Here is a 13,470-nt window from a genome sequence, read left to right on the forward strand (position 1 = left end):
GATGGACACCGACGCACAACGTACGGAGCGCGACCCCTCTCCCACCCCCGACACGGGGCCGGAGCAGGGGTCGCGCTCCGCGCGTTTCCTCGCCCGTGCGGCCCGTCTGCGGCACCGGCCGGTGACCCTGCTCGCGGTGTGTGTGGCGTTCGTCCTGCTGCTCAGCGCGGTCGTCGCACAGCCGTTTCTGATCCCCAGCTCCTCCATGGAGAACACCCTGCGGATCGGGGACCGGGTGCTGGTCAACAAGCTGGCGTACCGTTTCGGCAGCGAGCCGGCGCGGGGCGATGTGGTGGTGTTCGACGGCACCGGCTCGTTCGTTCACAGGGAGCAGGGGGAGAATCCCGTCACGGGGCTGCTGCGCGGAGCCGGCGCGGCGCTGGGACTGGCCCGTCCCGCCGAGACCGATTACGTCAAGCGCGTGATCGGCATCGGTGGTGACCATGTGACCTGCTGCGACAGACGGGGGCGGATCGAAGTGAACGGTGAGCCCGTGACCGAGGGCTACCTCCATCCCAAGGACGCGCCGTCCTCGGTGGAGTTCGACATCGTGGTGCCGGAGGGGAAGCTGTGGGTCATGGGGGACCACCGCGCGAAATCGAGCGACTCCCGCGACCATCTCGGTGAACCGGGCGGCGGCACGGTCCCCGTCGACAAGGTCATCGGCCGCGCGGACCTGATCACCTGGCCGTTCGGCCGCTGGCGCACCCTCGACGCACCGCCGTCCTTCGACCGGATACCCGCCGCGGCAGGCTCCCGTGGGTAGCCGCGGACGCCCCCGCCACGGGCGGCAGAGCGCCAAGGGGCCGGGCCGCGGCACAGACGGCGCGTACGGGGACTCCGGGGGCCCGTACGGCGACTCCGCGGTGCCCGGAGACCCCGAGCCCGGCGGCCGCGGTCAGCAGCCGCGCCGGCCGGCGACCGGCGGACGGGCCGAGCGGCGGCGCCAGGCCAAGCGCATCAAGCGCCGCAGGCGCCGCTCCTACCTCAAGGAAATCCCCATCCTCATCGGGGTGGCGCTGGCCATCGCCCTGGTCCTGAAGACCTTCCTCGTCCAGGCGTTCGTCATCCCGTCGGGCTCCATGGAGCAGACGATCAAGATCGGCGACCGGGTCCTGGTCGACAAGCTCACCCCCTGGTTCGGGTCCAAGCCGGAGCGCGGCGATGTCGTCGTCTTCCAGGACCCCGGGAACTGGCTCAAGGGCGAGCAGCACCAGCCCGCCGCCGACGGGGGTGCCTTCCAGCCGGTCAAGGACGTCCTGACCTTCATCGGGCTGCTGCCGTCGGACGATGAGAAGGACCTGATCAAGCGGGTCGTCGGGGTCGGCGGCGACACCGTCAAGTGCTGCGACACGAAGGGCCGGGTCACCGTCAACGGCACCCCGCTGACCGAACCGTACGTCCATCCGGGGAACCCGCCCTCCCAGATCAAGTTCACGGTGAACGTGCCCACGGGGCGGATCTTCGTCATGGGCGACCACCGCTCCGACTCCGCGGATTCGCGCTTCCACCTGGACGAGCCGTACCGTGGCACGATCTCGGAGAAGAAGGTCGTGGGCCGCGCCGTGGTGATCGCCTGGCCGTTCAGCCACTGGCGGCGCCTCGACGAGCCGGACACGTTTGCCACAGTGCGCGACGCGCCGGGCGCCAAGGCGTCCGCGGCGGATCCGCCGCATAGGGTGTCACCTGAGACTTTGACCGTACTCCCGACCCCTGCGGAACTCCCGCTCGTTATGGGAGTGGCGGGCCTGCACCGGTTGACGGGTGGGCGAGTGCGTGGAGTGAGGAGCAGATGTGGGGGACTTGGCGGTCGGCGCGCGGTCCGGAACCGAAGAGCCCGAAGAGCCGGCAAGGCGCGGTGAGACCCCGCAGCCGGCGGCGAGTTCCGTGCATCAGTCACGATCACAGTCACAGTCGGAGCAGCAGGCACAGCCGCCGCATGGGGTGCCGCTGAGCAAGCCGGATACATCGGATGCGCCCGATCCGCTGGGCGCGGCAGCGGACGAGGAGGCGAGCGGCAGCGTGAAGAAGGGCAAGAAGCCGCGCGCCTTCTGGAAGGAGCTGCCGATCCTCATCGGCATCGCCCTGCTCCTGGCGCTGCTGATCAAGACGTTCCTGGTCCAGGCGTTCTCCATCCCGTCCGACTCGATGCAGGACACCCTGCAGCGCGGGGACCGGGTCCTGGTCGACAAGCTGACGCCGTGGTTCGGGTCCAAGCCGGAGCGCGGCGAGGTCGTCGTCTTCCACGACCCGGGCGGCTGGCTGAACGAGACCCCGACGCCCGAGCCCAACCCCGTCCAGAAGGTCCTCAGCTTCATCGGCCTGATGCCCTCGGCCGAGGAGAAGGACCTGATCAAGCGGGTCATCGCGGTCGGCGGCGACACGGTCGAGTGCCACGGCAGCGGCCCGGTCAAGGTCAACGGCAAGGCCCTCAAGGAAGACTCGTACATCTACCCCGGAGCCACGCCCTGCGGGGACCGCGCCTTCGGTCCGATCCATGTCCCCGAGGGGCGGATCTGGGTGATGGGCGACCACCGCGACGACTCGCTCGACTCCCGCTACCACCAGAACCTCAAGGGCAACGGCACGGTGTCGGAGGACGAGGTCGTCGGCCGGGCCTTCACCATCGCCTGGCCCATCACGCGCTGGGCGACCCTGCCGGTGCCGGACACCTTCGACCAGCCCGGCATCAGCAAGGCCGTGGCGGCGGCTCCGGCCGCGCTGGGCCTGGCGGGTGCGGTGCCCCTCGTGCTGTGGCGTCGCAGGAGGCTGACCGGAGAGCGTAACCCCAGGTAAGGTGCCGTCCCGGATCTTCGACGCGGGCCGGTCCGCGGGGTGGGAGCTGGGATGAGCAGCAGTACGGATCGCAGGACCGACGGCCGCGGCCGGACGACGGGCAGTGTGCTGTCCGGTCTGGCCGTGGCCGTCGGCTGTGTGCTGTTCCTGGGCGGCTTCGTATGGGCGGCGCTGATCTACCGCCCCTATACGGTGCCGACCGATTCGATGGCCCCGACGATCGCGGCCGGTGCCCGGGTCATCGCCGAGAACGTGGACGGCTCCGAGATACGCCGCGGGGACATCGTCGTCTTCCAGGACTCCGTCTGGGGCGATCAGCCGATGGTCAAGCGCGTCGTCGGCGTCGGGGGCGACAAGGTCTCCTGCTGCACCAAGCAGGGCCGGCTGACCGTGAACGGAACCCCCATCGAGGAACCGTATCTGCAGGGCAGTGGTCCCGCCTCGCCCGTCGGTTTCAAGGCCGCGGTCCCCGCCGGCCAGCTCTTCCTGCTCGGCGACAACCGCAGCGACTCACTCGACTCCCGGGTCCACCTCACCGACGGCGACCACGGCTCGGTGCCGCGCAGCGCCGTACGCGCCCGGGTCGACGCCCGCGCCTGGCCGCTGGACAGCGTCGGGATGATGGAGCGCCCGGCCGGATTCTCCGCCCTGCCCGGCGGCACCTCGCAGCCCGGCCCGCTGCAGCCCATCACCCTCGCGGTGGTCGCCGGCGCGGTCCTCATCCTCGGCGGCGGGGCCTACGGGCCGATCGCCCGGCGCAGGGCGCGCAGGCGTGGGTGAGCGGGCCGCCGGAAGGCCGGCGGAGGGGAGCGGGCCCGCGGGCCCCGGGGAGTCGGATCAGGCCGGCGTGCGGCAGGTCTCCCGGATCGTGCTGCTCGACCCCGATGACCGGATCCTGCTGCTCCACGGTTTCGAGCCGGAGCATCCCGGCGAGACCTGGTGGTTCACCCCTGGTGGCGGCCTGGAGGGCGGCGAGACCCGGGAAGCGGCCGCCCGCCGCGAGCTCGCCGAGGAGACCGGGATCACCGACGTCGTCCTCGGCCCCGTCCTGTGGAAGCGCCTCTGCTCCTTCCCCTTCGACGGGCGGCGCTGGGACCAGGACGAGTGGTACTACCTGGCGAGAACGGACCGGACCGCCACCGACACCGCAGGACATACGGAGCTGGAACGGCGCAGCGTCTCGGGACTGAGGTGGTGGACTTTGGAGGAACTGTCCGCGTCCCATGAGACGGTGTATCCGACCAGACTCGCCGAGCTGCTGCGCACACTGCTCGACGAAGGGCCCCCTGGTGCGCCGGTGCAGCTGGAGACCGAGAGCGTCTGACGCACAATAGGGGGACGCACGGCTGAAGGGGATCTGCCATGAGCGCCGAGGACCTCGAAAAGTACGAGACCGAGATGGAGCTGAAGCTCTACCGGGAGTACCGCGACGTCGTCGGGCTGTTCAAATATGTGATCGAGACCGAGCGGCGTTTCTACCTCACGAACGATTACGAGATGCAGGTGCACTCGGTTCAGGGCGAGGTCTTTTTTGAGGTCTCGATGGCCGACGCCTGGGTCTGGGACATGTATCGCCCGGCCCGCTTCGTCAAGCAGGTGCGCGTACTCACGTTCAAGGACGTGAACATCGAGGAGCTCAACAAGAGCGATCTGGACCTGCCGGGGAGCTGAGCCGGCCGCACGGGCGGCGGGGCGGCCGGGCAGCCGGTGCGCCCTCCGCGGCGATGTCCGGCGTGCCCTGTGCCGCCCCTGTGCCGCCTCGTGTGGGTGAGCGGGTTATCCACAATCGGCTCGTTGTCCACCAAGATCCAATAGGTCGCGGTGAGGGCGTCACAGTCGGTGCCGGAGGTGGTACCGCATGAACGCCATGCAGGCCGGCCGCACGGCCGGGGACGACGCACGGATCAGGGACGGGGCGCGGGGGAGGCGCCGGAAGCGGCCGGGCACGGGAGGCAGGCCCGCCGCGGGCAGGCCACCGGGCGGCACGCCGCCGGCTGTACGGCGGCCGGCTGCCGAGCTGCCGGGGGCGAAGCGCACGGACATCCGCCGACGCACACTCGGCCGCTACGGCGAGGACCTGGCCGCCCGGTGTCTCATCGAAGCCGGGATGCGGATCCTGGACCGCAACTGGCGCTGCCGCGAGGGCGAGATCGACATCGTCGCCGCCGACGGCGACGCCCTGGTCGTCTGCGAGGTCAAGACCCGCCGCGCCGGCCGCTTCGAACACCCCATGGCGGCCGTACGCCCCCAGAAGACGGCCCGGCTGCGCCTGCTGGCGGAGCGCTGGCTGGAGCGGCACGGCGGCCCGCCACCCGGCGGCGTACGGATCGATGTCGTCGGCGTGCTCCTGCCGGCCCGGGGCGCCCCGGTCGTCCAGCACGCACGAGGGGTGGCGTAATGGGATTCGCCCGTACCTGCTCCGTCGCCCTGGTCGGCGTCGAAGGCGTGGTCGTCGAGGTCCAGGCCGACCTCGAACCCGGCGTCGCGGCCTTCACCCTCGTCGGGCTCCCGGACAAGTCCCTGGTCGAGTCCAGGGACCGGGTGCGCGCCGCCGTGGTGAACTCCGGCGCCGAGTGGCCCCAGAAGAAGCTCACGGTCGGCCTCAGCCCGGCCTCCGTACCCAAGAGCGGCAGCGGATTCGACCTGGCCGTGGCCTGCGCGGTCCTCGGGGCCGCGGAGCGCCTCGATCCCCGTGAACTCACCGACGTGATGATGATCGGCGAACTGGGCCTGGACGGCCGGGTCCGCCCCGTCCGCGGCGTGCTGCCCGCCGTACTCGCCGCCGCCGACGCCGGATACCGCCAGGTCGTCGTTCCGGAGCGGACCGTCGCCGAGGCCTCGCTCGTGCCCGGTGTCTCCGTCCTCGGCGTCCGCAGCCTGCGCCAGCTGATCGCCGTCCTCGCCGACGAACCGGTGCCCGAGGAGGAGAGCCCGCTGGAAGAGGGCCGCCCCGACCCGCTGCTGGCCGGACTGGTCGTGCCCGGCACCGGCGTCAGCGCGGGGCTGCCCCACGGCGACCACACACCCGACCTCGCGGATGTCGCAGGACAGTACGAAGCCCGCCGCGCCCTGGAAGTGGCCGCCGCCGGGCGCCACCACATCTTCCTGAAGGGTCCGCCCGGCGCCGGCAAGACCCTGCTCGCCGAACGCCTCCCGGGACTGCTGCCGCCGCTGTCCCCCAAGGAGTCCCTGGAGGTCACCGCCGTCCACTCGGTGGCAGGCACCCTTCCGCCGGGACAGCCGCTGGTGCACCGGCCGCCCTACTGCGCCCCGCACCACTCCGCGACGATGGCCTCCCTGGTGGGCGGCGGCACCGGCCTGCCCCGCCCCGGAGCCGTGTCCCTCGCCCACCACGGCGTGCTCTTCGTGGACGAGGCCGCCGAATGCAGCCCCCGTGTCCTGGACGCCTTACGTCAGCCCCTGGAATCCGGGTACGTCGTCATCGCCCGTGCCGCGGGCATGATGCGCATGCCCGCCAGGTTTCTGCTGGCCCTCGCCGCCAACCCCTGCCCCTGCGGGCGACACGGCACCAGCGGCGGCGGCTGCGAATGCCAGCCGTCCGCCATCCGCCGCTACCGCGCCCGCCTCTCCGGGCCGCTGATGGACCGGGTGGATCTGCGGGTCTCCGTGGAACCGGTCGCCCGTGCCGAACTGGTCGCGCTCGGCCGCAGCGGCGAATCCACCGAGACCGTGGCCGAACGCGTAAGGGCGGCTCGTGAACGCGCCGCGGCCCGCCTCGCCGACACCCCCTGGGGCACCAACAGCGAGATCCCCGGCCATGAACTCAGAACCCGCTGGCAGGTCCACCCCGGCGCCCTGGCCAAGGCGGAACGCGACCTCGAATGCGGCCTCCTCACGGCCCGCGGACTCGACAGGGTCCTCCGCGTCGCCTGGACCGCCGCCGATCTGGCCGACCGTGACCGCCCCACCAGGGAAGACGTCAACTGGGCCCTGGAGCTGCGGACCGGAGTACGCCGCGGAGCACTGGCGAAGACGGGCGGCGGGGGAGGCGTTGGCGGCAACGGCAACGGCAACGGCAGCGGCAAGGGCAGCGGCAGCGAGCGGGAGACGGCGGCCGCCGGGCTGTCGTACGGGCAGGGGTGAGCCATGAAGGGAACCGACGGGTATGGAGCCGACGCGCCCGGAGCTGAGGCCTGCGAAGCCGCCGCGCCCGGAACCGAGGCGCCCGGAACTGAGGCCTGCGGAGCCAGCGCATACGGAGCCGAGGCATACGGAGCCGAGGCGTGCGGAACCGGCCGAGACGGAGCCGGGGCAGGCGCAGCCGCGGCATGTGGAGTCGACGCATGGGGCTTCGCCGCCCATGGGCTGCCAGCGCAGGCGGACCACGCGAGCCGCGCGTCCGGTCCGGAGACCGATCCGGACCGCCCGCTGCTCGCGACCGCCGAACCGCGCTCCGCGCTACGCTCCGTCGTGCGCCCCGCGTTCGCCCGGCCACCGGCTCTCCGCCAGGCCCGCGATCCGCAGTGCACGGCCCGCGCCGCCCTCACCCGGATCCTTGAGCCGGGTGACGAAACCGCCGGCCGCTGGCTGCGCGAGATGGGCCCGGTGGCGCTGTGGCACGCGCTGTCCGACGAAGCGGCCGATCCGCCCGCAGGCGCAAGCCCGGCCAAGATCGCGGGCCTGAGGATGCGCGCCGCGCGGGCACGCCCCGCGGAGGACCTCGCCGCGATCACCGCACTCGGCGGACGCTTCATCTGCCCAGGGGACGAGGAATGGCCCCGTCAGCTCGACGACCTCGGCGACGCCCGCCCCATCGGCCTCTGGGTGCGCGGGAGGACCAACCTCCGGATGTGGGCGCTGCGCTCCGTGGCCGTCGTCGGCGCACGGGCCTGTACCGAATACGGCGCCCACCTGGCCACCACCCTCGGCGCCGGCCTCGCCGACCGTGGCTGGACGGTCGTCTCCGGAGCCGCCTACGGCATCGACGGCGCGGCCCACCGCGGCGCGTTGGCCGCCGACGGCGCCACCGTCGCCGTCCTCGCGTCCGGCGCCGACTACATCTACCCGCGCGGTCACACCGAGTTGATCGGGCGGATCGTCGAACAGGGCCTGGTGGTCGCCGAGTTGCCGCCCGGCGACCACCCCACCCGCAGCCGCTTCATCCAGCGCAACCGCGTGATCGCCGCGCTGACCAGAGGCACCGTCGTCGTGGAGGCCGAACTTCGCAGCGGGTCGCTGGTCACCGCCCGGCGAGCGGTGAGCCTCGGGCGGTTCACGATGGGCATGCCGGGGCCCGTCACGAGCGGACTGTCCGCCGGAGTCCACCAACTCCTGCGCGGCGAGGCGATGGTGGTCACCGACGCCGACGAGGTCGTCGAACTCGTCGGCAGCATCGGCGACCTCGCCCCCGAGCGGCGCGGGCCGACCCTCGTCCGCGACCTGCTGGACCCCGTCGCGGCCCGCGTGTGGGAGGCGCTGCCCGCCCGCGGCAGTGCGGCCACCGACCACCTTGCCCGGGAAACGGGCACATCCCGCGACGTCGCCCAGGGAAAACTCCTTGAGCTGCAGGCCCTCGGATTCGTTCAAAGGTGCGGCGACCGCTGGGAGTTGGCGCGACGCGCCGAGACGGCCGAAGGTTCCCGGCGAGGCGGTACTTGACCTGGGGCGAACGGGTGAAAGGGTGAGGGGAATGACCGCAGAATCCAGGTTTGCCATGCTTCGACGCATGGGTCCGACCCGTGGGGCGACCCCGATGTGGCCCCATGGACGCACGGGCTCCCGTCCACCGCGTCGTCCCCGCGTCCGTCCGCACGGTCCTCCGTACGCCGGCGCCCGGCCCCGTGCCCGGGTGTCGACACGCCGTACGAAGTAACCCTGAGGTGCGGGCAGCGGAACGTATCTGCGCACCCCCGAACCTGGCTTCCTCGCGTACCGCGACGCTGTGGTCACGCTACGCTCACAGACACATTCCACCCTCATGCATCCATCCACCCGCGTCTCGGCAGAACGGCTCAAGGCGACGAATGCCCCAGCACACCTCCGGGTCTGACCGTGCGGCAGTACCACCCGCCGCGCGCGGCAGCGTGCGCCCCGCCCCGCCCAGCTCGGTCGACGAGCTGTGGCGCTCCTACAAGGCATCCGGCGACGGACGGCTGCGGGAGCAGCTGATCCTGCACTACTCCCCCCTGGTCAAGTACGTCGCCGGACGCGTCAGCGTCGGACTGCCGCCCAACGTCGAGCAGGCCGACTTCGTCTCCTCGGGAGTCTTCGGACTGATCGACGCCATCGAGAAATTCGACCCCGAACGCTCCATCAAGTTCGAGACCTACGCCATCACCCGCATCCGCGGCGCGATGATCGACGAGCTGCGGGCGCTGGACTGGATCCCCCGCTCCGTACGGCAGAAGGCCCGCGCCGTCGAACGCGCCTACGCCACCCTCGAAGCACAGCTGCGCCGTACCCCGTCCGAGGCGGAGGTCGCCGACGAGATGGGCATCGCCCTGGAGGAACTCCACAGCGTGTTCAGCCAGCTGTCCCTGGCGAACGTGGTCGCGCTGGAAGAGCTGCTGCACGTCGGCGGCGAGGGCGGCGAACGGCTCAGCCTGATGGACACCCTTGAGGACACGGCCGCCGAGAACCCCGTCGAGATCGCCGAGGACCGCGAACTGCGGCGGCTGCTCGCACGCGCCATCAACACCCTCCCCGAGCGCGAGAAGACCGTGGTCACGCTCTACTACTACGAGGGACTCACGCTCGCCGAGATCGGCAACGTCCTCGGCGTCACGGAGAGCAGGGTCAGCCAGATCCACACCAAGTCCGTACTGCAGCTCAGGGCGAAGCTCGCCGACGTCGGACGCTGAGCCACCGCACACCGGCCGCGCCTTCCCGGGCCGTGTCGCCGGGTGGAGTGCCGCGACGGGCACGCCATCCGTACAGTGGTGCCGTGCCCAGGATTCGAGCGGCCTCTGTGGCCGAGCACCGGACGATGCAGCGCGGCGCCCTCTTGGACGCCGCCCGCTCCCTGCTGTCCGAAGGCGGAACGGAGGCGCTGACCTTCCCCGCCCTCGCCGAGCGCACGGGACTCGCGCGCTCCTCCGTGTACGAGTACTTCCGCTCGCGTGCGGCCGTCGTCGAAGAGCTGTGCGCGGTCGACTTCCCCGTGTGGGCCGCCGAGGTTGAGGCGGCGATGCAGCGCGCCGACACGCCCGAGGAGAAGGTCGAGGCGTATGTGCGCCGGCAACTGGCACTGGTCGGCGACCGGCGCCACCGGGCCGTCGTCGCCATCTCGGCCGGCGAGCTGGACGCGGGCGCGCGCGAGAAGATCCGTGCCGCGCACGGCGGACTCATCGCCATGATCGTCGAGGCGCTCGCAACCCTCGGCCACGCACAGCCGCGGCTCGCGGCGATGCTGTTGCAGGGCGTCGTCGACGCCGCGGTCCGCCGCATCGAGCTGGGCGCCGCGGAAGACCCGGACGAGATCACGGAGGCCGCGGTTGCGATGGTGCTCCACGGGGTCGCCCGCACCTGACCCCGGGCCGCCCCGGCCCCGGCCCGCCACCCCCGCCCTCACCCGCGGGCCCCGGCCGCGCCCCAGCAGCTCCGCCCCTCCCCGCCGGACGGCCGGGAGTCAGCCGGCCGATCGCCCAGAGCGCGGCGGCCGCGAGGCAGACCGCCCCGATGAGGGCCGCCCCGGACGGCGTCGGTCTTCCCACCTGAGCTGCCGGCTCCGGTGGCCCCGGCCGGCGGGGAACCGTACGGCCGCCCGGCGGCAGGGGGACACCGAAGACCGGCAGCAGCCGCGACGGGCCGCCGCCGCGCATGCTCCGGGGGAGCAGCGACAGCGGGTCCAGATACGTCGCGCCGCGGCGCAGGCCCCAGTGGAGGCATGGCCCGCGGCAGTGGAACGGGCCGCGCTGCACGACGGCGACCGGCTGGCCTGCCGCGACGCGCTGCCCTTTCCGGGCCGTGGGGCGTACGGGCTCGTACGTCGTGCGTAAGGAAGGGCGGCCCGACCGCGACACCTCGATGGTCAGGACGCCGCGGCCGGCGACCGTCCCCGCGAACGCCACCCGGCCGGGCGCGGCGGACCGTACCGTCGCGCCGGCGGACGAGGCCAGGTCCACGCCGCGGTGCCCGGCCGCCCAGGGCGAAGGGGGCGGCTCCCAGCCGCGTAACACCGTGGGGCCCAGGCCCGACGGCCCCGCCACCGGCCAGGCCCTGTCCTCCGGAGCCGCGGCATGGGCCAGCGGGGACGCCAGGACCATCGCCCACAAGGCGAGCAGGGCGGCAGCGGCCGGGGCGAGGAGCACGCCTGCCGCGCGGGCCGGGAAGAAGCAGCTCGGTCCGTATCCGTGCAGGGGCGGCATCGGCCGGCGTGGGAGTCGCAGCCGGCCGCGGAGCCCGCACCGTCTGCGCCCGGCCCTCGTCGCGGAGCCGCCGGTCAGGGAATTTCGTCGGGTGTCCTGTCGCATGTCTCGACGGTGACGGAGTCCGCCGCGACGGGGGGATCTTGGTCCGGAGCTGTGGACGAAGGGCCGGTTGTGGACAACGGCGTCACCCGTCCGGGTCCGGTCCTGGCGCGCCGCGGATTCGAAATGGTGCGTGTCGCCCGGTGCATCGGCAGTCCCGTACACTTCTGATGGCGATCCGGGTCACCGGGTCGACTTCGCACGCCCCGCCGTCAGTGCACCAGTCCCGTTCGGGCAGCACGACGGCCGCGCCCCTCGGTCCTAGGACGGCCCCGCAAGGTGTCTTCCCCGGCAGGCGCGTCGGGGCGTCAGGCACCGCGGCCGACCGGCCGCAGTGGAACCGAGAACAACAAGGAGTACGGCCATGGCCGTCGTCACGATGCGGGAGCTGCTGGAGAGCGGCGTCCACTTCGGGCACCAGACCCGCCGCTGGAACCCGAAGATGAAGCGCTTCATCTTCACCGAGCGCAACGGCATCTACATCATCGACCTGCTCCAGTCGCTGTCGTACATCGACCGCGCCTACGAGTTCGTCAAGGAGACCGTCGCCCACGGCGGCTCCGTCATGTTCGTCGGCACGAAGAAGCAGGCCCAGGAGGCCATTGCCGAGCAGGCGACCCGCGTGGGCATGCCCTACGTGAACCAGCGCTGGCTCGGCGGCATGCTGACCAACTTCTCGACCGTCTACAAGCGCCTGCAGCGCCTGAAGGAGCTCGAGCAGATCGACTTCGAGGATGTGGCCGCCTCCGGCCTCACCAAGAAGGAGCTCCTGGTTCTCTCCCGCGAGAAGGCCAAGCTGGAGAAGACCCTGGGCGGTATCCGCGAGATGCAGAAGGTGCCCAGCGCCGTCTGGATCGTGGACACCAAGAAGGAGCACATTGCCGTCGGTGAGGCGCGCAAGCTCAACATCCCGGTCGTCGCGATCCTCGACACCAACTGCGACCCGGACGAGGTCGACTACAAGATCCCGGGCAACGACGACGCGATCCGCTCCGTCACCCTGCTCACCCGCGTGATCGCCGACGCCGTCGCCGAGGGCCTCATCGCCCGCTCCGGTGCCGCCACCGGCGACCAGAAGCCCGGCGAGAAGACCGCTGCCGCCGAGCCGCTGGCCGAGTGGGAGCGCGACCTGCTCGAGGGCGAGAAGAAGGCCGACGCCGAGAAGCCCGCCGAGGCCCCCGCTGCCGAGGCCCCGGCCGCCGAGGCCGAGAAGCCGGCTGCGGACGCCGAGCAGGCCTGACCTCCGGACCGGTTGATGACGGCGGGGGAGGGCGCCACGAGCGCCGCCCCCGCCGTCCACCCGTAGATCTTTCGACCCGAGATTTCGAGAAGAGATTCACAGACCATGGCGAACTACACCGCCGCTGACGTCAAGAAGCTCCGCGAGCTCACCGGCGCAGGCATGATGGACTGCAAGAAGGCCCTGGACGAGGCCGAGGGCAACGTCGAGAAGGCCGTCGAGGCGCTGCGTATCAAGGGCCAGAAGGGCGTCGCCAAGCGCGAGGGCCGCTCCGCCGAGAACGGCGCCGTGGTCTCCCTGATCGCCGACGACAACGCCTCCGGTGTCATCGTCGAGCTGAAGTGCGAGACGGACTTCGTCGCCAAGGGTGAGAAGTTCCAGGCCGTCGCCAACGAGATCGCCGCGCACGTCGCCAAGACCGCCCCGGCCGACGTCGAGGCTCTGCTCGCCTCCGAGATCGAGGCCGGCAAGACCGTCCAGGCGTTCGTCGACGAGGCCAACGCCAACCTGGGCGAGAAGATCGTCCTGGACCGCTTCGCGCAGTTCTCCGACGGCTACGTGACGGCGTACATGCACCGCACCATGCCTGACCTGCCGCCGCAGATCGGTGTCCTCGTCGAGCTCGACAAGGAGAACGCCGAGGTCGCCAAGGGTGTCGCGCAGCACATCGCCGCCTTCGCCCCGAAGTACCTCTCCAAGGAAGACGTCCCGGCCGAGGTCGTCGAGGCCGAGCGCCGCGTCGCCGAGGAGACCACCCGCGCGGAGGGCAAGCCCGAGGCTGCCCTGCCGAAGATCGTCGAGGGTCGCCTCAACGGCTTCTTCAAGGACGCGACGCTGCTCGGCCAGCCGTACGCGCTCGACAACAAGAAGTCCGTCGAGAAGGTCCTGCAGGAGGCCGGTGTCACCCTGAAGCGCTTCTCGCGCATCAAGGTCGGCATCTGAGCCTGCCGCGAAGGCAGCGAATGACCTACGACCCCGCTAGGGTCGTACGCAGTCGGCCGCTCA

General features: G+C 71.8%; 14 protein-coding genes. 13 read left to right on the forward strand and 1 reads right to left on the reverse strand.

The genetic code is table 11. The features are described 5' to 3' along the window. The first annotated feature begins 1 nt into the window (after position 1). The 11 genes from lepB (ACWD6P_RS15265) (at position 2) to ACWD6P_RS15315 (ending at position 10,285) form a co-directional block, all read left to right on the forward strand. The gene (gene lepB / locus ACWD6P_RS15265) at positions 2 to 766 is read left to right on the forward strand and encodes a signal peptidase I (protein ID WP_451444547.1); all 765 of its coding nucleotides are present in this window, start codon (positions 2 to 4) and stop codon (positions 764 to 766) included. After that, positions 759 to 1,862: a signal peptidase I gene (gene lepB / locus ACWD6P_RS15270; protein ID WP_451444548.1), complete on the forward strand. Its 1,104-nt coding sequence runs from the start codon at positions 759 to 761 to the stop codon at positions 1,860 to 1,862. The genes lepB (ACWD6P_RS15265) and lepB (ACWD6P_RS15270) overlap by 8 nt, the downstream gene beginning before the upstream one ends. Beyond that, the gene (gene lepB / locus ACWD6P_RS15275) at positions 1,804 to 2,796 is read left to right on the forward strand and encodes a signal peptidase I (RefSeq protein WP_451444581.1); all 993 of its coding nucleotides are present in this window, start codon (positions 1,804 to 1,806) and stop codon (positions 2,794 to 2,796) included. The genes lepB (ACWD6P_RS15270) and lepB (ACWD6P_RS15275) overlap by 59 nt, the downstream gene beginning before the upstream one ends. A 51-nt stretch (positions 2,797 to 2,847) precedes the next feature. Further along, positions 2,848 to 3,576 (forward strand): signal peptidase I, encoded by a 729-nt coding sequence (gene lepB / locus ACWD6P_RS15280; protein ID WP_451444549.1) that lies wholly within the window; start codon positions 2,848 to 2,850, stop codon positions 3,574 to 3,576. 67 nt (positions 3,577 to 3,643) lie between these two features. Further along, positions 3,644 to 4,120 carry an NUDIX hydrolase gene (locus ACWD6P_RS15285; RefSeq protein ID WP_451444550.1) on the forward strand — a complete coding sequence of 159 codons (477 nt, stop codon included), beginning with the start codon at positions 3,644 to 3,646 and terminating at the stop codon, positions 4,118 to 4,120. 38 nt (positions 4,121 to 4,158) lie between these two features. Then, positions 4,159 to 4,467: a DUF2469 domain-containing protein gene (locus tag ACWD6P_RS15290; protein WP_003980220.1), complete on the forward strand. Its 309-nt coding sequence runs from the start codon at positions 4,159 to 4,161 to the stop codon at positions 4,465 to 4,467. A 370-nt stretch (positions 4,468 to 4,837) separates the two neighbouring features. Next, entirely contained in the window at positions 4,838 to 5,194 is a 357-nt protein-coding gene (locus ACWD6P_RS15295; RefSeq protein ID WP_451444582.1) for a YraN family protein, read from the forward strand. After that, on the forward strand, positions 5,194 to 6,900 hold the full coding sequence (locus ACWD6P_RS15300) for a YifB family Mg chelatase-like AAA ATPase (protein ID WP_451444551.1): 1,707 nt from the start codon (positions 5,194 to 5,196) through the stop codon (positions 6,898 to 6,900). The genes ACWD6P_RS15295 and ACWD6P_RS15300 overlap by 1 nt, the downstream gene beginning before the upstream one ends. A 327-nt stretch (positions 6,901 to 7,227) precedes the next feature. Further along, positions 7,228 to 8,415 (forward strand): DNA-processing protein DprA, encoded by a 1,188-nt coding sequence (dprA, locus tag ACWD6P_RS15305; RefSeq protein ID WP_451444552.1) that lies wholly within the window; start codon positions 7,228 to 7,230, stop codon positions 8,413 to 8,415. A 365-nt stretch (positions 8,416 to 8,780) separates the two neighbouring features. Further along, the gene (gene whiG / locus ACWD6P_RS15310) at positions 8,781 to 9,617 is read left to right on the forward strand and encodes an RNA polymerase sigma factor WhiG (protein ID WP_451444553.1); all 837 of its coding nucleotides are present in this window, start codon (positions 8,781 to 8,783) and stop codon (positions 9,615 to 9,617) included. Between the two features lie 125 nt (positions 9,618 to 9,742). Further along, positions 9,743 to 10,285: a TetR/AcrR family transcriptional regulator gene (locus ACWD6P_RS15315; protein WP_451444583.1), complete on the forward strand. Its 543-nt coding sequence runs from the start codon at positions 9,743 to 9,745 to the stop codon at positions 10,283 to 10,285. On the opposite strand, the gene ACWD6P_RS15320 is transcribed toward ACWD6P_RS15315, so the two are convergent. Next, complete coding sequence (locus ACWD6P_RS15320; protein ID WP_451444554.1) at positions 10,236 to 11,228, reverse strand: murein hydrolase activator EnvC family protein; 993 nt, start codon at positions 11,226 to 11,228, stop codon at positions 10,236 to 10,238. The genes ACWD6P_RS15315 and ACWD6P_RS15320 overlap by 50 nt on opposite strands. Positions 11,229 to 11,589: 361 nt before the next feature. Here ACWD6P_RS15320 and rpsB point away from each other — a divergent pair, with 361 nt between their 5' ends. Both rpsB and tsf read left to right on the forward strand, forming a co-directional pair. Then, entirely contained in the window at positions 11,590 to 12,465 is an 876-nt protein-coding gene (rpsB, locus tag ACWD6P_RS15325; protein ID WP_451444555.1) for a 30S ribosomal protein S2, read from the forward strand. A gap of 105 nt (positions 12,466 to 12,570) precedes the next feature. Then, complete coding sequence (gene tsf / locus ACWD6P_RS15330; protein ID WP_451444556.1) at positions 12,571 to 13,407, forward strand: translation elongation factor Ts; 837 nt, start codon at positions 12,571 to 12,573, stop codon at positions 13,405 to 13,407. The last annotated feature ends 63 nt before the right edge of the window (positions 13,408 to 13,470 follow it).

Source organism: Streptomyces sp. NPDC002446 (genome assembly GCF_053595675.1).